Annotated in this window: 18 protein-coding genes; 14 read left to right on the top strand and 4 right to left on the bottom strand. The window is 69.8% G+C overall.

Going from position 1 to position 21,415, the window contains the following annotated elements; all coding sequences use genetic code 11:
- Positions 1 to 274: 274 nt before the first annotated feature.
- The 5 genes from CVV72_RS25010 (at position 275) to CVV72_RS24990 (ending at position 5,980) form a co-directional block, all read left to right on the top strand.
- Positions 275 to 1,084 carry a DUF5336 domain-containing protein gene (locus CVV72_RS25010; RefSeq protein ID WP_219146059.1) on the top strand — a complete coding sequence of 270 codons (810 nt, stop codon included), beginning with the start codon at positions 275 to 277 and terminating at the stop codon, positions 1,082 to 1,084.
- 143 nt (positions 1,085 to 1,227) lie between these two features.
- Positions 1,228 to 2,718 carry a DUF6350 family protein gene (locus tag CVV72_RS25005; protein WP_219146058.1) on the top strand — a complete coding sequence of 497 codons (1,491 nt, stop codon included), beginning with the start codon at positions 1,228 to 1,230 and terminating at the stop codon, positions 2,716 to 2,718.
- Positions 2,719 to 2,794: 76 nt separating this feature from the next.
- Positions 2,795 to 3,412 carry a phosphoribosylglycinamide formyltransferase gene (gene purN / locus CVV72_RS25000; RefSeq protein ID WP_219146057.1) on the top strand — a complete coding sequence of 206 codons (618 nt, stop codon included), beginning with the start codon at positions 2,795 to 2,797 and terminating at the stop codon, positions 3,410 to 3,412.
- Entirely contained in the window at positions 3,409 to 4,971 is a 1,563-nt protein-coding gene (purH, locus tag CVV72_RS24995; RefSeq protein ID WP_219146056.1) for a bifunctional phosphoribosylaminoimidazolecarboxamide formyltransferase/IMP cyclohydrolase, read from the top strand. The genes purN and purH overlap by 4 nt, the downstream gene beginning before the upstream one ends.
- Before the next feature lie 235 nt (positions 4,972 to 5,206).
- Positions 5,207 to 5,980 (top strand): hypothetical protein, encoded by a 774-nt coding sequence (locus CVV72_RS24990; protein ID WP_219146055.1) that lies wholly within the window; start codon positions 5,207 to 5,209, stop codon positions 5,978 to 5,980.
- On the opposite strand, the gene CVV72_RS24985 is transcribed toward CVV72_RS24990, so the two are convergent.
- Positions 5,977 to 6,681, bottom strand: a complete 705-nt coding sequence (locus CVV72_RS24985; RefSeq protein WP_219146054.1) for an SRPBCC domain-containing protein — start codon at positions 6,679 to 6,681, stop codon at positions 5,977 to 5,979. The two genes, CVV72_RS24990 and CVV72_RS24985, sit on opposite strands and share 4 nt — an antisense overlap.
- A gap of 180 nt (positions 6,682 to 6,861) precedes the next feature.
- On the opposite strand from CVV72_RS24985, the gene CVV72_RS24980 reads away from it, so the two are divergent.
- Positions 6,862 to 7,347 carry a pyridoxamine 5'-phosphate oxidase family protein gene (locus CVV72_RS24980; protein ID WP_219146053.1) on the top strand — a complete coding sequence of 162 codons (486 nt, stop codon included), beginning with the start codon at positions 6,862 to 6,864 and terminating at the stop codon, positions 7,345 to 7,347.
- Positions 7,348 to 7,697: 350 nt separating this feature from the next.
- Here the strand turns inward: CVV72_RS24980 and pip are convergent, their stop codons facing one another.
- Both pip and CVV72_RS24970 read right to left on the bottom strand, forming a co-directional pair.
- Entirely contained in the window at positions 7,698 to 8,645 is a 948-nt protein-coding gene (gene pip / locus CVV72_RS24975) for a prolyl aminopeptidase (RefSeq protein ID WP_219146052.1), read from the bottom strand.
- A 42-nt stretch (positions 8,646 to 8,687) separates the two neighbouring features.
- Positions 8,688 to 9,509, bottom strand: coding sequence for a hypothetical protein (locus CVV72_RS24970; protein WP_219146051.1), 822 nt, complete (start codon positions 9,507 to 9,509; stop codon positions 8,688 to 8,690).
- A gap of 229 nt (positions 9,510 to 9,738) precedes the next feature.
- Here CVV72_RS24970 and CVV72_RS24965 point away from each other — a divergent pair, with 229 nt between their 5' ends.
- The 8 genes from CVV72_RS24965 to CVV72_RS24930 all read left to right on the top strand — a co-directional run bounded on the left by CVV72_RS24965 (position 9,739) and on the right by CVV72_RS24930 (position 18,556).
- A complete protein-coding gene (locus CVV72_RS24965) occupies positions 9,739 to 10,413 on the top strand; it encodes a hypothetical protein (protein ID WP_370641974.1) in 675 nt (224 codons plus the stop codon).
- Positions 10,414 to 10,427: 14 nt separating this feature from the next.
- Positions 10,428 to 12,020, top strand: a complete 1,593-nt coding sequence (locus CVV72_RS24960; RefSeq protein ID WP_219154105.1) for a DNA polymerase Y family protein — start codon at positions 10,428 to 10,430, stop codon at positions 12,018 to 12,020.
- Positions 12,021 to 12,022: 2 nt separating this feature from the next.
- On the top strand, positions 12,023 to 12,175 hold the full coding sequence (locus CVV72_RS24955; protein WP_167373507.1) for a hypothetical protein: 153 nt from the start codon (positions 12,023 to 12,025) through the stop codon (positions 12,173 to 12,175).
- 3 nt (positions 12,176 to 12,178) lie between these two features.
- Positions 12,179 to 15,532, top strand: coding sequence for an error-prone DNA polymerase (locus CVV72_RS24950; RefSeq protein ID WP_219146049.1), 3,354 nt, complete (start codon positions 12,179 to 12,181; stop codon positions 15,530 to 15,532).
- Positions 15,533 to 15,638: 106 nt separating this feature from the next.
- On the top strand, positions 15,639 to 16,148 hold the full coding sequence (locus CVV72_RS24945) for a hemerythrin domain-containing protein (RefSeq protein WP_219146048.1): 510 nt from the start codon (positions 15,639 to 15,641) through the stop codon (positions 16,146 to 16,148).
- A 66-nt stretch (positions 16,149 to 16,214) separates the two neighbouring features.
- Positions 16,215 to 16,697 carry a VOC family protein gene (locus tag CVV72_RS24940; protein ID WP_219146047.1) on the top strand — a complete coding sequence of 161 codons (483 nt, stop codon included), beginning with the start codon at positions 16,215 to 16,217 and terminating at the stop codon, positions 16,695 to 16,697.
- Positions 16,698 to 16,836: 139 nt separating this feature from the next.
- Positions 16,837 to 17,907 carry a reverse transcriptase family protein gene (locus tag CVV72_RS24935; protein ID WP_219146046.1) on the top strand — a complete coding sequence of 357 codons (1,071 nt, stop codon included), beginning with the start codon at positions 16,837 to 16,839 and terminating at the stop codon, positions 17,905 to 17,907.
- Positions 17,908 to 17,932: 25 nt separating this feature from the next.
- Positions 17,933 to 18,556 carry a pentapeptide repeat-containing protein gene (locus tag CVV72_RS24930; RefSeq protein ID WP_219154104.1) on the top strand — a complete coding sequence of 208 codons (624 nt, stop codon included), beginning with the start codon at positions 17,933 to 17,935 and terminating at the stop codon, positions 18,554 to 18,556.
- 237 nt (positions 18,557 to 18,793) lie between these two features.
- Here CVV72_RS24930 and CVV72_RS24925 read toward each other — a convergent pair whose 3' ends face one another.
- Positions 18,794 to 21,409 (bottom strand): TNT domain-containing protein, encoded by a 2,616-nt coding sequence (locus CVV72_RS24925; protein ID WP_219146045.1) that lies wholly within the window; start codon positions 21,407 to 21,409, stop codon positions 18,794 to 18,796.
- Positions 21,410 to 21,415: the final 6 nt, after the last annotated feature.

Raw genomic sequence — 21,415 nt, 5'->3', positions numbered from 1 at the left:
CCCGGCGGGCCGGGCACCCTCACCGGTGCCCGGCCCGCTCTTTTCCCCCGGATCGCGTTTAGGGGGCTGAACGCACGTGCGTTCAGCCCCCTAAACGCGATCCGGACGTCGCCGAGGGGTTCCGCACGGAACCTGACCGGGTGTAGAGACGTCTCAGAGCCCGAGGCGTGGGGTGACCGCGTGTGCGCTAGCGTTCGAGCATCACAGCCGCCTCGTTTGTCCCGGGAGTCCCGCGCGCCCCGGGGTGCCGGTCGAACGACAGGAGAGCATTCGGATGTCCTATCCCAGCGGTGGGCCCGGCTACCCCCAGCAGGGTGGCGGCCAGCAACACCCCAACCCCGGCTCGGGAGCCTTTCCGCAGCAGCAGGCGCCGTCACCGGCGACTCCGCTGAACCTGGCGTTGCTGCTCGCGCTCGCCGTCACGGTCCTCGGGCTGGTGCAGTTCTTCATCGGTTTCTCCGACGAGGCCGACGCCGCCGGGCAGGTTTCGCTCTTCCTTCTGATCAGCGGTCTGCTCGCGGCCTTGCACGCGCTGCCGCGCGGCCCGAAGACGTTGCCGTTCGCCGCGCTGTTCAGCGTCATCGGCGCGTTCGGGGCACTGGACCTGGTCATCGGCTACGGGAGCGGCCGTGAGGACGTCTCGGTCCCTGGCATCCTCACCGTGGTCCTGATCCTCGGCATCCTGCAGATGCTGGTCGCGGTCGCCGCGCTGCTGTTCGAGCACGACGTCATCAAGCTGCCCGCCGCGAAGCCGCAGCAGCAGGCGCCGCAGGCCCCGTACAGCCAGCAGTTCCCCCAGCAGGGCCCGCAGGGTCCGTTCGGCCAGCAGGGTCAGCAGGGCCCGGCCGCCACGCAGGTCCAGCCGTTCCCCGGTTCGGGCCAGCAGGGGCAGCAGCAGGGTGAGCAGTCAGGCCCGTTCTCGCAGCCGGGCGGATTCCAGCCGCCGGTCACGCAGCCGCCGGGCCAGCAGGCCACGACGTACGCGCCGCAGCAGGGCCAGTTCTTCCAGCAGCCGCCGTCCTCCTCGTCGGAGTCGGGCCAGAACCCGGGCACGCCGCCCGGTGGTTTCGGCCAGCAGAGCTGACCTCTCGCACGAAAAAACACCCGCTGTGACTCTCCGTGTCACAGCGGGTGTTTTTCTTTTCCGGGTTACCCGACCGGGTGGGTTGGGCCACGTGCGAAGACGGGCGGCGGCGTGCCTCACCCGGACGGCCCAGTCCGGATGTCATGGTGCGGTTCATGAAGCTGCTCACCCGCGACGAACGCCCGCCGGGCGAAGAGCCGGTGAGCGACCTCGTCCCCGAGCTGGAGGTCTCCAGGGCGAAGCGGGTTCGTGTGTTGCTCGCGGCGGCCTGCGCGCCCCTGTTGTTCTCCTTCACCGCCATCGCGGCCGTTCTCGCGGCGGTTTCGTTCGGCGCCGACCGGTCCCGGTTCTCCGCCAGCGGCGCCCTGCTCGCCGCCGGCCCCGGCTGGCTCGCCTCATGGCAGGTGGAACTCGACCTCGGCGGTCATCCGCTCGGCGTGCTCCCGCTGCTGCCGACGCTCTTCGTCGGCTGGCTCGTGGCTCGGGCGGCCGCGCGTGCCGCCCGGAGGGGCGGCGGCCGGACCCCGGCGGACGCCATTCCGGTGGTGACGGTGATCGCCGGCGCCCACGCCCTGTTCGGTGTGCTCGTCGCCCTGCTGGCGGGCGGATCGCCGGTCGACGTGAACGCGCTGACCGCCTTCTGCGTACCGGGACTTCTCGCCGGACTCGCCGCCATCGCGGGAGTCGCCAGGGTCTGTGGCCTTCCGGCCTCGGTGCGGGACCGGTTCGACCCGGTGGCCATCCAGGGCCTGCGGGCGGGCGCGCTCGGCCTCGCCGCGTTGATCGCCTGTGGTGCCGTGGTGTTCACCGCGGCCACCGCGCTCTCGTGGTCCACTGTGGACAGTCTGTTCGAGCCGGGATTCGGTGCGAGCTTCGGCCTGTTCGTGCTTTCCGTCGCCTATCTGCCGAACGCGGTCGTCGCCGCGCTGTCGTTCACCACCGGGCCGGGTTTCTCGGTCGGTTCGCTGACCGTCGGGATGTTCGGCTACCAGGAAGGGCAGCTGCCAGGGGTGCCGGTGCTGGCGGGGGTCCCGTCGCACCACGCCGTCTGGTGGCCCGCGTTGCTGCTCCTGCCCGCGCTGGTCGGCGCGCTGGTCGGCTGGCGGATCCGTGCGATCGACGAGGACCCGATGCTGCGGATGCGGGCGGTCGCCGTCGCGGGCGCGCTCGTGGCGTTCGGCTGCGTCATCCTCGGGACCCTTGCCGGTGGCAGGCTGGGGGACGGGCCGTTCGATCCGGTCAGCGTGCCGGTCGGGGTCGCGTCGGTGATCGCCTTCTGCTGGATCGTCGTCCCCGGCGGATTCGTCGCGTTCTTCGCCGGAGCTCACGAGGCCCCCGAACCGCCGGGCGAACCCGAGGTCGAAGACAGCGCCGAAGCCGGAGAAGAACCCGTCGAGTCCGAAGCCGAAGAACCGGCGGAGGAACCCGAAGCCGAGCTCGACGAGGAATTCGACGAGGAAGCCGAAGAGGAACTCGCCAGGGAACTGGGCGAGGACCTCGACGAGACCCCGGCGGAACCAGCGGTCGAGCCGGAGCCCGAACCCGAGCCCGAGCAGGACATCGCCGTCGACGACGCTGTGACCGAATCCACCGAGGGGTCCGGCGACGAAAGCGCCCCCGGCGACGACCGTTAGGGTTGTCGCGACCAGGTGAAGCGCCGTACGCCCGAGTGCGTACCGCCGTGGCAAGGAGCCCGTTCTGGCTAGTCGGTTGGACCTGCCCACTCCGGTGAAGCTCGTCGTCCTCGCGTCCGGTTCCGGCACGCTGCTGCAAGCCGTGCTCGACGCGGTCGAAAAGCCGAACTTCCCGGCGAAGGTGGTCGCCGTCGGAGCGGATCGCGCCGGGATCAAGGCGCTCACCCGGGCCGAACGTGCCGGCGTGCCGTCGTTCACCGTGCGGATGGCCGATCACCCGGACCGCGCGGCGTGGGACAAGGCGATCACCGAAGCCGTCGCCGCCTATCAGCCGGACCTGGTCGTCTCGGCCGGGTTCATGAAGATCCTCGGCGCCGAATTCCTCGCGCGGTTCCCCGGCCGCGTGATCAACACACATCCGGCGTTGCTGCCGTCGTTCCCCGGCGCGCACGCCGTGGCCGACGCGCTGGCGATGGCCGTCAAGGTCACCGGGTCGACGGTCCATTTCGTCGACGCCGGAGTCGACACCGGGCCGATCATCGCGCAGGAGCCGGTGATCGTGGAGCCCGACGACGACGAGCACGTCCTGCACGAGCGGATCAAGGCCGTGGAACGCAGGCTCCTGGTGGAAACGATCGAAAAACTCGGCCGGAGCGGGTGCGCGGTCGAGGGACGAAAGGTGAGGTTTTCGTGAGTACCGCACAGGGACAGCGTCCCGTCCGGCGCGCGCTGATCGGCGTCTCCGACAAGGCCGGCCTGCTCGAACTCGCCACCGGGCTGCACGCGGCGGGTGTCGAGATCGTGTCGACCGGCGGCACGGCGAAGGTCATCGCGAGCGCCGGGGTGCCGGTGACGCCGGTCGAAGAGGTCACCGGGTTCCCCGAGTCCCTCGACGGCCGGGTCAAGACGCTGCACCCGCGCGTGCACGCGGGCCTGCTCGCCGACCGCGACCGCCCGGAGCACGTCGAGCAGCTCAAGCAGCTCGACATCGCGCCGTTCGACCTGCTCGTGGTCAACCTGTACCCGTTCACGCAGACCGTCGCCTCGGGCGCGAGCCCCGAAGACTGTGTCGAGAACATCGACATCGGCGGCCCGGCGATGGTGCGCGCCGCGGCGAAGAACCACAGCAGCGTCGCCGTCGTGGTCGACCCCGCCCGTTACGAGTGGGTGCTGGAGCGCGTCGCCGCCGGTGGTTTCGAGCTGGCCGACCGCAAGCGGCTCGCCGCGCAGGCTTACGCGCACACGGCGGCGTACGACACCGCCGTCGCCTCGTGGTTCGCGAACGTCTACGCGCCCGCGGACGACTCCGGGTTCCCCGACTTCACCGGTGCTTCGTGGGAGCGCGGCGACGTGCTGCGCTACGGCGAGAACCCGCACCAGAAGGCCGCGCTGTACAAGCACTGGCGGCCGGGCCTCGCGCACGCGGAGCAGCTGCACGGCAAGGCCATGTCGTACAACAACTACGTCGACACCGACGCCGCGCGCCGTGCCGCCTACGATTTCGAGGCCCCGGCCGTCGCGATCATCAAGCACGCCAACCCGTGCGGGATCGCGGTCGGTGAGGACATCGCCGAGGCGCACCGGAAGGCGCACGCGTGTGACCCGGTTTCGGCCTACGGCGGGGTGATCGCGACCAACCGGCCGGTGAGCCGCGAGGCCGCCGAGCAGATCTCCGAGGTGTTCACCGAGGTCGTCCTGGCGCCGGACTTCGACGCCGAGGCGCTGGAGATCCTTCAGCGCAAGAAGAACGTGCGGCTGCTGAAGCTGCCCGCGATCACGTCGCCGGATCCGATCGAGTTCCGGCCGATTTCCGGCGGCATGCTGGTGCAGACCGTCGACACGATCGCCGCCGAGGGCGACGACCCGGCGAACTGGACCCTGGCCACCGGCGCGCCCGCCGACGAGCGGACGCTGGCCGACCTCGAGTTCGCGTGGCGTTCGCTGCGCGCGGTGAAGTCGAACGCGATCCTGCTGGCGAACGACGGCGCGACCGTCGGCGTCGGCATGGGCCAGGTCAACCGGGTCGACTCCTCGCGGCTCGCGGTCTCACGTGCGGGCGACCGGGCGAAGGGCTCCGTCGCTGCTTCGGACGCCTTCTTCCCGTTCCCGGACGGGCTCGAGGTCCTGCTGGAGGCCGGCGTCCGCGCCGTCGTCCAGCCGGGCGGCTCGATCCGCGACGCCGAGGTCATCGCCGCCGCCGAGGCCGCCGGGGTCACCCTGTACCTCACCGGCACGCGCCACTTCGCCCACTGACGCCGACCTGCGTTTAGGGGGCTAATCGCGATCCGGGCCCGGACCTGCGTTTAGCCCCCTAATCGCGATCCGGGGCGACCGCGGACAGGACCACGGCATTCCCGGTGCCCGGCCCCGGCCGTCGTGCCATGCTGGCCGCGGATCGCGGTTAGCCCGCGAAACGCAGGTCCGGGCGCGCGTCGCCTTTAGCGGGCTAAACGCGACGCGGACGTACGCGAATCGATGGGGAGGATCGGTGCACCAGCCGCCGCAGGGGTATGGCCAGGGGCCGGGTTATGGCCCGCCGCCTGGGCAGGGAGGCCAGCCCGGCTATGGACAGCAGCCGGGTTACGGCCCGCCTCAGCCCGGCTACGGTCCGCCGCCCGGGTATGGCCCGCCCGGCTACGGGCCGCCACCCAAGAAGAAAAAGACCGGGCTGATCGTCGGCCTGATCGTGGGCGGCGTCGTCCTTCTCGGGCTGGGCATTCCCGGCGGCATCTTCGCGTCGGAGTACTACTCGTCGGTCGGCAAGGCGCCGGTCTCGCAGCAGCCGCCCGCCGAGTGCACGCTCCCGCCGGAGCTGCTGAACAAGGCGTTCACCAGCAGCTTCCAGGGTGTCCGGGACAACGAGATCAAAGCGGGCGACATCGTCACCAAGCAGCAGGGCTGTTCCTGGCTGCCCCCGGAGAGCGACAACGTCCACGACCGCGCCCTCCAGGTCACGGTGTACCGCTACGAGGGGCCGAACGCCGAGAAGCGCGCGTCGGAGTCGTCTCCCGGGTCGGCCGCGCCGTCCGAGCGCCAGCAGCAGGTGCAGGGCATCGGGGAGAAGGCGGTTCTCGTCTCCCTCGACACCGACAGCGCCTTCAGCGGCGCTGAGCTCCGGGTCACCCAGGGCGTGTACGTCGTCATCGTCACCTACAAGGGATGGGACAAAGGGTTCTTCACGAACTCGCCGATACCGCCCGTGGAGTCCGCCGAAGTGGCGAAGTCCGTGGGCGCCGAACTCGTGAAGAACCTGCCCCGCTAGGCGTACAGGCCGTTCAGCCAGGCCGTCCACGCCTTCTCGGCCTCGTCCGCGTCGGCGTCTTCGGCGAACAGGTGGTGCCCGATGCCGACAGGCCAGCCCCAGGCGTTCCGGCCGTAGAAGCGGTACAGCGCGTCTTCGGTCCGGACGCCGATGAAGGCCGGTGTCAGATAGTCCACGACGCCCTCGACGCCGGGGATGTCGAGGTACACCCGGTCACCCACGGCCTTCGCGCCTATCGCCGCCCGCACGGCCTCGAACGCCTCCGGGGCCTTCGACACTTCGGGCGCGTCGGTCTTGAAGTACTTCGCCGGACGCCGGTTGAAGTGCGTCAGGTACTCGCCCAGCGAGTGGTGGTAGAACGACGTGTGCTGACGGCACGCGTCGTATTCGACGTCCCAGTCGTCGAGGACGGTGGTGTGCTCGTAGCGCAGGTACGTGCCCCCGTCCCTCGGTTCGAGGACGTATTCGAGCGTGTTGAACCAGCCGCTCTCGTCTTCCGCGTAGGTGACGAAGCGCTGTGACGGCTTCCAGACGGTGACCATGCCGCCGTCGGGGGTGAGGCCGGACTCGGCGCCGCCGTCGCGGGGTTCGTACTGGATCGGCCAGAGCCAGCCGCCGCTGCCCGTGGTGATCGCGGCCCAGGTGTCCGCGGGTGTGGTGGGGAGGAAGCCCTCGAAGCGGACCTCGGATTCCTTCGCCATGACTTGTCCTCTCGTCTGCCTTCACAAGAGCGACGCCTGGCCAGGGGCGCTTTCGACAACCGGATCGCGTTTAGCCCGCTAAAGGCGACGTGACGCGGGTCACATTATGGAGTGTCGAGGTGCACCGGTCGGCGGCGTCCCTGGGTGTCCGCGAAGACGGCGACCCTAGGAGAGAGCGACATGCAGCAGAACACGATCGACGAGATCCTGAACCGCCCGCTCAGCCGGGAACTCCTGGCCCGCGACCTGGCGCGGCTGGCCTACACCGCGCTTGACGGCACGCCGCGGTCCATCCCGATCGGCATCCACTGGAACGGTGAGGAGATCGTCATGTGCACCCCGACGAACGCCCAGAAGCTGCCGGCCCTGCGCCGCAACCCCGCCGTCGCGCTGACGATCGACACCGAATCGCACCCGCCGAAGATCCTGCTCCTCCGTGGCACCGTCGAACTGGACCACGTCGACGGCATCCCCGACGAGTACCTGCAGTGGAGCGGTACCTATGAGATGACGCCCGAGCAGCGGGTCGAGTGGGAGGAAAGCGTGCGGTCGCTCTACGACGGCATGGTCCGCGTCGTGATGACCCCGACCTGGGTCAAGCTCATCGACTTCGAGACCACCCTGCCTTCCGCCGTCGAGGAGCTCATCCGGCGGAAGAGTGCCTGAGCATGACACTCAAGAAGCCGGAACCTCGCGAAGACGTCTCCGGCTGGTCGACGGCGCATCGTCTCCGGAGTTCGTTCTGGCCGTCTGCGACCAGCTGTCCCGGGGCGAGCACCGGGCTGATCCGGAGGTGCAGGCCGGTGAACCCGATCGGAACACCGGAGTGGATTACCGCGCGTGCTCGCCCGATCCAGTGAACGCGACCCTCGTGACCCAGGCCTAGCGGGAGGCCTGGGTCGATCTCGGCGCCGGCACACCGCCGCGCGTGCTGTGAGACCGGGCGCCGGCCGTCGGCTTCACCGGAGGGGTTGAACGCCGAGGCGGACCGATTCGGCCCGGAGTTCCGCTTCCCGCTAGGGCTGATCGCGGAACCGATCCGTCGCCGCCAGTAACGCGGCCAGGATGCCGGGCTCGTCGTACGCGTGCCCGGCATCCGGCACGATCACCAGTTCCGACTCCGGCCACGCTTTGTGCAGGTCCCACGCGGAAACCGCGGGCGTGACGACGTCGTACCGCCCCTGCACGATCACACCGGGTATGTCCTTCAACGCGGCGGCCTCCCGGATCAGCTGTCCCTCCTCGAGCCATCCGTTGTTCACGAAATAGTGGTTCTCGATGCGGGCGAACGCCAGCGCGTACTCCGGCACGGCGAAATCCGCCACCAGTTCGGGCCGGGGGAGCAGAGTCCCCGTCGCGCCCTCCCAGGTGCTCCACGCGACGGCGGCAGGCCCGTGCACCGCTGGGTCGGGGTCGGCGAGCAGCTTCGCGTACAACTCGACGGGATCGCCGTCGAGGCCGGCGATCGGCGCCGTGAACTTCTCCCACAGGTCCGGGTAGACGTTCGCCGTGCCACCCCGGTAGTACCAGTCCACTTCGGACGAACGCAGCGTGAAAACCCCGCGCAGCACCAGTTCCGACACCCGCTCCGGGTGCTTCTCGGCGTACGCCAACGCCAGCGTCGACCCCCAGGATCCGCCGAACACCTGCCACCGCGGGATGTCCAGCGACTCACGCAGGCGTTCGATGTCGTCGACGAGATGCCAGGTCGTGTTCGACGAAAGATCCTCCGACTCCGATGCGTGCGGCAGCGACCGCCCGCACCCGCGCTGGTCGAACAGGACGATCCGATAGGCGGACGGGTCGAACAGCCGGCGGTGCGACGGCGAGCAGCCGCCGCCGGGACCGCCGTGCAGGAACACCACGGGCTTGCCGCCGGGGTTTCCGCATTCCTCCCAGTACACGAGGTTGCCGTCACCGGTGTCCAGATGGCCTGACGCGTGGGGCTCGATCTCCGGGTACATGTGCCTATCCTGGGGCACGCACGGGTTCACGGCGACGAGGTTTCATTCCCCGTGGTACCGCAGGCCGGTGCGCTTCAGGACGACCCAGCGTTCACCGGGACGGTCCGCCACGACCGGATACCACCGCGGAGCCACCGCGGCGGTCAGCTCGCCACCCCGTTCGATGAGGGAGCTCACCGCGGGTTCACCCACCACGATGAGCGCGGACCAGTCGACGTGCGCCAGCAGGTCGTCCTCGGTGACTCCGAACCGTTCCTCCAGCACCGTGACCAGGTCGTGCCCGGTGTCCGGACCGGACCGGACTTCGCTGACGTCAGGCACTTCTTCCACTACGACGGGTTCGTCGTAGTCCTCGTAGTCATCTTCATCTTCTTCATCGTCTTCGCGTTCTTCGGACCAGACGTGGTGATCGAGCCGCGAAATGGCGTTGCTCAGGTCGAAGGCCTGTTCGTCGGTCATGACCAGGGTCACGGTGTGCCCTTCGGTCAGCGTGAACGTCAGTTCGGCCTCCGGATGACCGCTGGTGCCGGGCTTCGCCTCGACCATCCCCGCCACGGTCCCGGCCAGCGCCGAGTCCGCCGGGCTCGTGCTCCAGTCCAGTGACGGCAGGTTCGCCGCCATCTCCAGCACGCACGTCGCGGCGGTCCAGAACGCGTCCTTGTCCCGGAAGTCCTTGCGGCTGCTGGTCAGGGTCCGTCCGCTGCCCAGCGGCTCGGTACGGGCGTCCACCTGGCCCCGCCCGGTCCCGTTCTCCCAGATCGCGGTGACCGTGACCTGGTTGGCCAGCCGTTTGCGGTAGTTCTCGATAGGGCCCTCCCTGGCGAGTTCCCAGCCGTTCACCGTCTCGGGCCAAGCGTCGTCCACTGCGGGTTTTCCTTTCCAGACGCGGTGATTCCGGATATCGGACGTGACAGGTCCGGTGATCGTTCCGGCTCGCTTGACAACCGCTGCGCCACCCGGTCTACTGGAGTCATCGAACACGCGTTCGAAGTGCCGCCTTCCCCGTGGCACGCCGGTGCCGTCCACAAAGGACGGTCTAGGTGTCGTGGGGAGGCGAGGTCCGGTGACAGCGGAGGTGGTCGAGGCGCGGGCCTTGCCGTTGGCGAGGCTGGCGGCTTTGCCAGGAGTGAGCACGGCCAGTGGCGTGGCTTCCGCGGCCGAACACGCGAGGACGACGGGAAGGGTGCTCCCGGTGTCCCCGGCGTTGTCCGGTCTGCTGCCCGCCGCGGGGCTCCGGCGCGGGAGCACCGTTTCGGTGCTGGGGTCCACGTCACTGATGCTCACCCTGCTGGCCGCCGCGACCGCCGGCGGTGCGTGGGCGGTCGCGGTCGGCCTGCCCGCGCTCGGGGTGGTCGCCGCCGCGGAACTCGGGGTCGAGGTGGGCAGGCTGGCGCTGGTCCCCCGTCCCGGTGCCGAGTTCCCGGCGGTGACCGCGGCGCTGCTCGACGGTTTCGACCTCGTGGTCGTCGGCCCGGGGCTCGCCCGGCCCGATGTGGCGAGAAGGCTGTCCGCCCGCGCGCGCAACCGTGGTTCGGTGCTGCTTTCGCTGGGTTCCTGGCCCGGTGCGGAGGTCGAACTGAGCTGTCGTCGCACGCGATGGACGGGCTTCACCGGCGGTGGCGCGGGCTACCTGCGCACTCGTGAGGTGGAGGTGCGGGCCGGTGGCCGGGGTGCGGCCGCCCGGCCGATGTCGGCTTTGCTGCGGTTCCCCGGCCAGGGCGAGATCGAGCGGGCGGACTTCCCCGCGACCAGGTGGGGGACGGCGTGAACGTGCCTGTGCGCATGCTGGTGCTGTGGTGCCCGGACTGGCCCGCGGTCGCCGCCGCGGCCGTCGCGGGCGAACCCGTCGGCCGCCCCGCCGCGGTCTTCTCGGCGAACCGGGTGGTCGCCTGCACTGCGGTGGCCAGGGGATACGGCGTCCGCCGCAGGATGCGGCGGCGCGAGGCCCAGTCCTGCTGCCCGGATCTGGCGGTCTTCGGCGAGGACGACGGTCGTGACGCCCGGCTCTTCGAGTCCGTCGCCCGGGCCGTGGAGGAGCTGGCCGTCGGTGTCGAGGTGGTCCGCCCGGGGATCGTCGCCGTCCCGGTCGACGGTGCGGCCGGCTACTTCGGCGGTGAGCACGGCCTGCTCGAAAGACTCGTGGACGAGGTGTCCGTGGCCGCGGGAGTGGAAAGTCAGGTCGGCGTCGCCGACGGCCTGTTCGCCGCGACGCTCGCCGCCCGCCGGTCGACGCTGGTCGAACCCGGTGGGACGGCGGAATTCCTGGCGCCGTTGCCCATCCGCGAGCTCGATCAGCCCGAAGCGGGCCGCGCCGAGCTGGTCACCTTGCTCAAGCAGCTCGGCCTGCATACGCTGGGCGCCTTCGCGGCCCTCGACGAAAGCGACGTCTCCGCGCGCTTCGGGGCGGAAGGAGTGCTCGCGCACAGGCTGGCGCGAGGACGGTCCGAACGGCCGCCGTCGCGTCGGCGGCCGCCACCGGAACTCTCCCTCGCGAAGGCGTTCGACCCGCCGATCGACCGGGTGGACGCCGCCGCGTTCGTGGCGAAAGGGCTCGGCGAACGCTTCCACGCCGGGTTGGCCGCGCACGGGCTGGCCTGCACCCGCCTCGGTATCTACGCCACCACCGAGACCGGCGAACAGCTCGGCCGGGTGTGGCGCTGCGCCGAACCGCTGACCCCGCTCGGTGTCGCGGACAGGGTGCGCTGGCAGTTCGAAGGCTGGCTGAAAGCCAAGGACCGCCCCAACTCCGGAGTCGTGCGGTTGCGGCTGGAGCCGGAGGAGACGGTCGAAGGACGGTCGCTGCAGCTCGGGTTGTGGCAGGCGGGCGCGACGGGGGTACTGCGTCCGTCCACAGAGGACGAAGGGCTGTCCGGTGAGCGTGCCGGCCGCGCCCTGGTGCGGGTGCAGGGGTTGCTCGGTCCGGAGAGCGTCTTCACCGCGGTGCTCGACGGCGGCCGCGATCCCGCCGAGCGGGTCCGGTTGGTGCCGTGGGGCGACAGGCGGGAGAAGTCGGCGCAGGCGGACGCGAACTGGGCGGGGCGGCTCCCATCTCCTTCCCCGGCGACGGTGTTCGCCCGCCCGGTGCCCGCTCAGGTGCTGGACGAGAACGGGCGCGTCGTGGAGATCACCGCGCGGCGCCGGGTCACCGCCGCTCCGTTCCTCATGAGTTTCGAGGGCGGTGAGCCGCGCGAGGTCATCGCCTGGGCCGGGCCGTGGTTCGTCGGTGTCCGGGCCGGGGCGGGGCACGCCCGGTCGGGGACCCGGATGCGGTTGCAGGTGCTGCTGGCCGACGGGCAGGACGCCGAAGAGGCGGTCCTGCTCCGCTTCGAGCACCACAAGAATCCGATGTGGACACTGGAAGGGAAGTACGACTGACCATGGACGAGGAGTACACGCGGCTGGTGCGACGCTGGCTGGAGGAACCGGCCATCCCGGTACAGCGTGCCGAGTTGGACACCGCCTGGGCGGCGTGCGTCCCGCGCGCGGAAGTGTTCGTCCCCGCGCCGAGAAGTTCGACCGAGAACCGGTGACCCATGGGCTGGAACAACCCTCCGCGGCCGTGGAAGGACCTCGCCCGTGAGCTCGCGGGCGAGGTGCCGCCCGGCGACGGCGGTGACAGCCCCGCCTGGAGTGCCAAGCGACAGGGATATCGGCCGCCCGCGGATCTGACCGGGCTGATCGGTGAAGACGACGGCGCCACCGCGCGCCGGGTGCCGTACGCCGAACTGCACTGCCATTCGAACTTCAGCTTCCTCGACGGGGCGAGCCATCCCGAGGAACTGGTGGAGGAGGCGGCGCGGCTGGGCCTGGACGCGATCGCGCTCACCGATCACGACGGCATGTACGGCGTGGTGCGCTTCGCCGAGGCAGCGAGGGAACTGGGCGTGCACACCGTCTTCGGCACGGAGCTCAGTTTCGGCCTTTCCGGGCCGCAGAACGGCTTCGCCGACCCCGAGGGCGAGCATCTGCTCCTGCTGGCGAAGCAACAGGACGGGTACCTGAGCCTGAACCGGGCGATCACCGCCGGCCAGCTGTCCGGCTTCGACCGCGAAACGCTGTCGCCCAAGGAAAGGGCGGAGAAGGGCAGGCCGGTCTACGACCTGCGCGCGGTCGCCGAAGAGGTGCGCGGGAAGTGTGTGGTGCTCACCGGTTGCCGCAAGGGCGCGGTGCGCAAGGCGCTCCTCACCGAGGGCCCCGCCGCGGCCGTCGTGAGACTGAAGGAGCTCATCGACTGCTTCGGCCGGGAGAACGTCTACGTCGAGCTCATCGACCACAGCCTTCCCTTGGACAGCACGCACAACGACCTGCTGAGCGAAATGGCCGACGAGTTCGGCCTGCCGACGGTGGCGACCACGGCCGCGCATTACGCCCGGCCGGAGCGGGCCCCGCTCGCCGACGCGCTCAGCGCCATCCGCGGCCGGCGAGGCCTGGAGGACATGGAGGGCTGGCTGCCCGCCGCGGGGACGGCGTTCCTGCGGTCGGGGGAGGAGATGGCCGGGATCTTCGAGCGGTACCCGGGCGCGGTGCAGCGGGCGGCGCTGCTCGGCCGGGAGTGCGCGTTCGAGCTCCACCACATCGAGCCGGAACTGCCGCCGTTCGACGTACCGGAGGGATACACCGAAGCGTCCTACCTCCGCGAACTCACCTACGCGGGAGCGAAGGAGCACGAAGAGAACAAGGACGAGGAGTACCGCGAAAAAGCCAAGAAGCTGATCGACCACGAGCTGGACATCATCGAAGAGCTGGGTTTTCCCGGCTACTTCCTGATCGTCTGGGACATCGTGAACTTCTGCCGGACCAACAAGATCCTCTGCCAGGGCCGGGGATCGGCGGCGAACTCGGCCGTCTGTTACGCGCTCGGCATCACCAAGGTCGACGCCGTGCGCTACGGCCTGCTCTTCGAACGGTTCCTCGCCCCGGATCGCGACGGCTACCCGGACATCGACCTCGACATCGAATCCGACCGCCGTGAGGAGGCGATCCAGTACGTCTACGGGAAATACGGCCGGCTGAACACCGCGCAGGTGGCGAACGTGATCACCTACCGGGCCCGGTCCGCGGTCCGGGACGCGGCGCGGGCGCTGGGGTACTCGCCCGGCCAGCAGGACGCGTGGAGCAAGCAGATCGACCGCTGGGGAGCGTTGCGGGCCACGGAGAAGGACCACGATCACGACATCCCCGAAGAGGTCGTGGAACTCGCCTGCGCGCTCGAAGACTTCCCTCGGCACCTGGGCATCCATTCCGGTGGGATGGTGATCTGCCGGCAGCCGGTGAGCGAGGTGGTCCCGATCGAATGGGCGCGCATGGAGAATCGCAGTGTCGTGCAGTGGGAGAAGGACGACTGCGCCGCAGCGGGGCTGGTCAAATTCGATCTGCTCGGCCTCGGAATGTTGTCGGCCCTGCACTATATGATCGACCTGGTTCGTGACCACAAAGGGGAAGAGGTCGACATCTCCGAATTGGATCTCAAGGATCAGAACATCTACGAAATGCTCTGTCGCGCCGACGCGATCGGCGTCTTCCAGGTGGAGAGCCGCGCGCAGCTGGCCACGCTGCCCCGCTTGCTTCCCAAGACGTTCTACGATCTGGCGGTCGAGGTCGCGCTCATCCGCCCCGGCCCGATCCAGGGTGGTTCGGTGCATCCCTACATCCGGCGCAAGAACGGCCAGGAGAAATGGGATTTCGACCATCCGAAACTGGCCAACGCGCTGGGAAAGACCCTCGGTGTCCCGTTGTTCCAGGAACAGATGATGCAGATCGCCCTCGACATCGCCGATTTCACGCCGGCGGAGGCGGACCAGCTGCGGCACGCCATGGGGTCCAAACGTTCCGAGCAGAAGATGGAACGGCTCAAACGGCGATTCCTCGAAGGCGCCGCGAAGAACGACATCGAGGGCGAGCTCGCCGAGAAGATCTTCGGCAAGCTCAAGGCGTTCGCGAATTTCGGCTTCCCGGAGAGCCACGCGCTGAGTTTCGCCCTGCTGGTGTTCGCGAGCGCGTACTTCAAGTACTACCACCCGGACGCGTTCCTGGCGGGTTTGCTGCGCGCGCAGCCGATGGGGTTCTACTCGCCGCAGTCGCTGGTGGCCGACGCGCGGCGGCACGGGGTGCAGGTGCTCGGCCCGGACATCAACGCGAGCCTTCCGCACGCGACGCTGGAACCCTTGCCGGAAGGGGGAGAACTGCTCGCCGTGCGGGGTGGCCTGTCCACCGTGCGGATGATCGGCGAGAACCTGGCGAAGAAGATCGTCGAGGAGCGGGAACGCGACGGCCCGTTCGCGGATCTGCCCGAGGTCGCCCGGCGGGTGCGGCTGACCAGACCGCAGGTCGAGGCGCTGGCCGCGGCCGGTGCCTTCGGTTGTTTCGGCGAGAGCAGGCGAAGCGCGCTCTGGGCGGCGGGCGCGGTCGCCGACGAAAGCCCGGAGAAACTGCCGGGTCTCATCACCGGGGCCAAGGCGCCGATGTTGCCGGGGATGGACGAAATCGACATCGCGGCCGCGGACGTCTGGGCCACCGGGGTGTCGCCGGACAGCTTCCCGACCCAGTTCGTCCGGGAGCACCTCGACGAACTCGGCGTCGTCACGGCGGCGGGCCTGCGCGAGATCCCGCACGGCGCGCAGGTGCTGACCGGCGGCGCGGTGACCCATCGCCAGCGGCCGGCGACCGCGGGCGGGGTCACCTTCATGAACCTCGAAGACGAGACGGGGATGATCAACATCATCTGCACGATGGGGGTGTGGCAGCGCTATCACCGGGTCGCCCGCGGCAGTCCCGCGTTACTGGTCCGGGGCGTGGTCGAGCGCACCGGCGAGGTGGTGAACGTCCTCGCCGAACAGATCCGGCACCTGCCGCTGCGGATCACCGCCAAGTCCCGTGACTTCCGCTGAGCCCTCTTGACGATCATCAGGGCACCGTGCTGAAGTGTTTTCAGCGTCGCAGTGCACCCGGCAAAGAGACCGTCGCGGGCATGGAGGCGCCGGACCATGGGAAATCATGGAAACCCCTTCTCGGACGAACGGCCGGTTGACGGCGTTCGGAAATCAACTCGTTCAGGTTCACAACTGGCTGCGTAAAGAGCTCGCCGCGCTGCACGACGACCTCGGCTCGGTCGCGGCGGGGCGCGCCGAACGGCTGCGCGATCTCCGGGCTCATTGCCTCACTTTCTGCTCGGCGCTGACCAGGCATCACACCGGCGAGGACGGCGGTGCCTTTCTCGTGCTGGCGGAGAAATTCCCCGAATTACGGCCGTCGCTCGAAGAACTCTCGCACGATCACGAGGTCATGACCGGGATAATCGAACGGCTCGAAGAGCTGGTCGCCGGTGTCGGGCCAGGGTCGAGTCAGGCCGAGATCCTGCACGTCCAACGGGAGCTGGACGGGCTCACGGCGATCATGGAGACGCATTTCCGGTACGAGGAGAAGCGGATCGTCGAGGTGCTCGACTCGCTGGACATGCCGGAATGGCAGGAGTCGAAGCCGCCTTTCCTGCTGAAAACGCATTAGGACACGATCTGTCCTATACGGGTTCTAACGTTCTTCTCATCGAACACGACGACTGAGGAGAACCCGATGAGCAACCCGATCCCCGACGGCTACCACACGGTCACACCGTGGATCATCTCGCGCGACACCGCGAGCGTGATCGACTTCTTGAAGCGGGTCTTCGATGCGGAGCCGATCGGTGAACCGGTGTACGTCGAAGGCGGGAAGATCGGGCACGCGGAGGTCCGGATCGGCGACTCGGTCGTCATGCTGTTCGACTCGCGTGACAACTGGGTCGACACCCCGGCGTATCTGCGGCTCTACGTCGAGGACAGCGTGGAGACGCAGCGCCGGGCCATCGAGGCGGGCGCCGAAGAAGTGACGAGGCAGACCGAACTCTTCTTCGGCGACCGCGTCGGCCGGGTCCGCGACCCGTTCGGCAACCTGTGGTGGATCCAGACCAGGCTGGCCGACCTCGACTATCCGGAGATGGAGCGCCGGATGAACGACCCGAAGTTCATCGAGGCCATGCGCTACGTCTCCGGCACGGAGATCATCCCGAGCCGCTGAAGTCGGTAGGGTGGCGATAGCGACGCGGAGGTGAGCCGGTGGATCGCCACCCACTCCGGGGCAACCCCGGGGAGTACGAAGACAGCGAGACAAGGCGCCCCGCGCGAGCGCGGCATGCTTCGCGTGCGAGTCCGCGCGGATGACAGGAGAAAGAGTCACCTCCGCGTCGCTCCTCGAACCCCTGCCGCCGGTCTGGCGATTTCAGGTGGCCCGCTGGGCGACCTTCGACGACAGCGCCGCCGCCCTCGATCTGACACCCGGCGAACTCTCGTGGTTCGCCGACGCGAAGGGCTGGAACAGGCGTGCGGCCGACCCGACCCGGCATTACACCTACCGCTGGATCCCGACCGCTTCGGGTGGCGTGCGGCTCATCGAGCGGCCGAAGCCGCGGATCGCCGAACTGCAACGCCGGATCGCGCGGCACGTCGTCGACGCGCTGCCGGTGCACGAGGCCGCGCACGGGTTCCGGCGCGGCCGGTCGCCGATGTCGTGCGCGGCACCGCATGCCGGCCGGAAAACCGTGGTCAGGATGGATCTCGAAGGGTTCTTCCCGGCGGTGTCGGCGCGCCGGATCTCCGCCCTGCTCGCTCTCGCCGGCTATCCGCCTGCCGTGGCGGAGGCGTTGGCGGGCGTGCTCACCACGGCCGTTCCGCCAGATGTCCTCGCCACCGTGCCCGACGGCAGGCGGGATCCGGCGCGCGTGCGGTTGCTGAGCAACCTGGCGGCCACGCATCTTCCGCAGGGCGCGCCGTCCTCGCCCGCGGTCGCGAACGCGGTCACACACCAGTTGGACCGGCGGCTCGACGGCCTCGCTCGGGCACTGGGCGCGGTCTACACGCGGTACGCGGACGATCTGGCGTTTTCCGGGGATTCCCTGCCGCTGCACCGGTTGCTCCCCGGCGTCCGGCGGGTCGTGACCGACGAGGGTTTCCGGCTCCGGGACGACAAGACGTCGATCGCCGCCGCGCACCAGCGGCAACGGGTCGCGGGCCTGGTGGTCAACAGTGCGCCAGCCGCGACGCGCGCAGACTACGACGCCCTGCGCGCACTGCTCCACAACTGCGTCCGGACCGGCCCGGAGGAACAGAACCGGGCCGGTCATCCGGACTTTCGCGCCCATCTGCTCGGCCGGATCGGCTGGATCGCCGCGTCTTCGGAGCGCCGGGCGGCGAAGCTGCGCGACTTGTTCGGCGGCATCGGCTGGTCGTGAGCGGGTATGCGATCCTGGACGGGTGATCGAGACCGCGGAGGCTCAGCCGGATGAATTCTCAGCGGGAAAGAGTGCTTCGAATTTCCGAGAAGCCGTTCTTTCCGAGCAATGGTGGGAAAAACGCAGTTTCGTCGGCTGCGACTTCACCGAAGCCGACCTGCGCGGGCTGCGCACCCAGGGCTGCACTTTCGACCAGTGCGACTTCACCAAGGCCGACTTCGAAGGCTCGCGCCACGAGGCGTCCGCGTTCCGCTCGTGCACCTTCGACCGCAGTGTGCTGGCCAGTACACGGTGGAGCTCCTGCTCGATGCTCGGATCGTCCTTTGTGGACTGCCGGTTCCAGAAGATCGCCTTCACCGAATGCGACCTTTCGCTGGTCTCGCTCAGCAAGGCTCGTTTGTCCAAAGTGGACTTAGGAGGCCTCCGGCTGCGTGAGGCGAACCTGCTCGAAGCGGACCTGACCGGCGCCGACCTGCGCGGCGCGGACCTCACCGGTGCCCGGCTGGCGGGCGCGAAGCTCGAAGGCGCGGACCTGCGCGGCGCGCGGCTCGACGCCAACGGCCTGGTGCAGGCGAACCTCTCCGGCGTCCACGTGGACACCGAGACCGCGATCGCCTACGCCGCCGCGCACGGCCTCGTCATCCACTGACCCCTGGACGCTATGAACGGGCCGTTCCTTGCGAAATTCGCAAGGAACGGCCCGTTCATAGCGCTTACGGGAGCTAGGCCGTGTCCTGTAAGTCATGTTCGCGGTCTTCGCGCCCAGGTGGTCCCTGACGGCACGGGCGGATGCGGCCGAGTACGACCCGGTACGAGGCCGATCCGCCCGCACCGCCAGGTACCACCTGGATCACGAAGCCCACCGAACAGACTTACAGGACACGGCCTAGTCGATCGGCGGTTCGCCCGGGTCCAGCTCGATGAGGTCGCCCTCGGCGAGCAGTTCCTCGATGGACGCCGGCAGCAGGTACGCGGACCCGCCACCCGGCTGGTTGAACCACGGGATCGCGACGCCGGCGAGGGCTTCGAGCGGACGCTGCACGCGATAGACGTGGTACGGCCGGTTCACCCACTCCGGCACGAGCGAGCGCTCCTCGAACGGCGTCCCGGCCGCGTAGGTCAGGTTGCCGTTCGGGCCGCCGAAGCGGTCCAGCTCGCTGCCCGCGGGCAGCTCACGCAGCTCCTTGCCGCGGAACAGCGTCAGCGGCGGCTCACCGTTGAGCGGTGAGATCGGCCAGTTCTGCTTGGCGTCGGGCGCCCCGGCGGCGTTCGCCGCGGCCGGCGGGCGGGCCGGTTCCTCGCGCCGCATCGGCGGCGGCGGAGGCGGCGTCACCGGTGGCTCGCGCCGCGGCGGCGCGGGCGGCGGGCTCGCCGGCATCGGGCTCGCCGCCACCGGGTTCGGCCGCGCCGGGGGCGCGGGCGGGACCGGCGCGGGCTCGTCGTCCACATCGTCCCCGAGCAGCTCTTCGGCCGTCGTGAACGCGGTCTGTTCCTGTGCCGGGATCGACTCCCGCGGCGGCACCGGGTGCGAACCGGTGGCGATCTCGGGGGACAGCGTCGCCAGCACGGGCGGCGCCGGTGCAGGCTCCTCGGCGGGTTCCTCCGCGACGGCGGGCTGTTCCGAGGGAGGCGGAGCGCCGTTCGGGTTCAGCAGGACCTTGCCGAGCATGAACGCGGCCGCGTCCTCGGCGTCGCCGAACACCGCCGGATTGGTCAGTTTCCCGTCGTACCAGCCGACCCGCCAGCCACCACCGTCGACCGGCTCGACGCTCCAGCCGTGCTCGGCGGGCGAGCCGATGCGGTAGACGTCGCCGGGCACGTCGAGTTCGTCGAACTTCGCCTGCAACTCGTTCAGCACCGGCTCGGGGTGCTCGACGCGGCGCGGTCCGGGCTCGGGGCGGGCCACGGGGGCAGGCGGCGCGACGTCGACCTGCGTGACCTCGGTGTCCGACGGCGGGGGAGCCACGTTCGGCTCCGCGTCGTGCGTGAGGAGAGGCAGCTCGGGACCGGCGTCGGCCTGCTCGACCGGCGTATAGCCGGTGGTCGTCTCCTCTTCGGGGGGCGCGTACGGCTGGTCTTCTTCCTGCCGGGCGTACGCGTCCTGCTCCTCCTCGAGCGGGGGCTGCTCGAAGGCGTCGGCCTGCGGGACCCGCGCGTACGTGGTGGCCTCCGGGTCGGCCCGGGGTTCCGGCTCGGGCTCGGTGCCCTGCCGCTCCTCGTCGGTGAAGACGTCCTGTTCGGACTCGTGGAACCGCGCCTCGTCATGCGCGTACGGGTCTTCGTAGCCGTCTTCGTACTGCTGCTCGGCGGCGGCTTCGTGGAAGTCCTGCGCCTGGTAGTCCTGGGTGTCGTAGTCGTCTTCGTACCGCTGGGCCTGCTCGGCCTGGTCCGGGACGCCCGTTTCGGCGGAGGGGACGGCCGCCGCCGCGGCGACCGGTGCGGCGGCCGCGGCGGCCATCGCGGCCTGGTCCGGGCCCTGCTGGTGCGGCGGCTGGGCGGGGGCCTGGCTCGGGCCGGGGCCCGCGGGACCGCCTGGCCCGGCCTGACCGGGCGCGGCCTGCTGCTGAGGCGGCTGCGGCGGACCCTGCGGAGGTGGGCCCGCGGGCGAGCCGTTGTTGGGCCCACCAGGCCCACCGGGTCCACCCGGGCCGTTGGGACGCTGCTGCGGAGGCTGATTCCCGCGGGTGAGGTACCCCGCCGCGGCCTGCAGCGTCGGGGGGTCGACCTCGGGCAGCGTGAAGTCGTTCTGCCGGACGTGCTCGATCAGGTCGAGCTCCGGCGAGACGCCGTACTGGCGCAGATAGAAGTTCACGGCGGCGGGCCAGATCCACTGCCCGTCACTGTGGAAGGCGACCGGGACGGTGGCCTCGGGGGTCTGCGCGAGCCGGTCGATGTCGTAGCCGCGGTCGGTGACCACCAGCGGCGCGTGGTCGAGGTACTCGAGCAGCCTGTCCTGCTCCTCGATCTCCAGGTCGGGCCGGTTGATCACCGGACGCCCGGCCGGGCCGATGGTGTCGAAGATGCGGGCGATGCGGAAATGCGGTCCGGGCTGCTCGGGGCCGAGGCCGGACATGCGCCGGATCAGCCATTCGGGCACGTTCTCCTCGGAGCGGGGGAACATGCGCAGCTCGTCGGAGAGCGCCTGCGGAGGCGGTGCGAGACGCCACTGCGGCTCGTCGCGGTTGTATTCGAGGTTGTAGCTGGACGGGTGGTCGAGCTGGTAACGGGCGTTGAACCAGGTGCCGCGGCCGTCGCGATACATCCCGGCACGGAGCCTGCCGAACAGCGTCGCGATGTCGTGCGTCGCGACCCATTCGTGCGAGGTGCCGTCCTCGGTGATGATCTCGCCGGTCATCTCGTGGTACCTGCCGACGGCTCGGTACTCGGCGGTCACCTTCCGCCAATCACGCGGAGCGGCCCGCAGCAGGGCGAGGCCGATCTGTTTGACCAGGGTGTCCTGCTCGGTCGCGTTCAACTGAGTCGTCGGTTGTGCCACGGTCACATTTTG

The organism is Amycolatopsis sp. TNS106, from assembly GCF_019330265.1.
Classification (GTDB): Bacteria; Actinomycetota; Actinomycetes; order Mycobacteriales; family Pseudonocardiaceae; genus Amycolatopsis; species Amycolatopsis lurida.
Note: the sequence above shows the minus strand (reverse complement) of the source record. Positions and strands in the feature narration are given on the sequence as shown.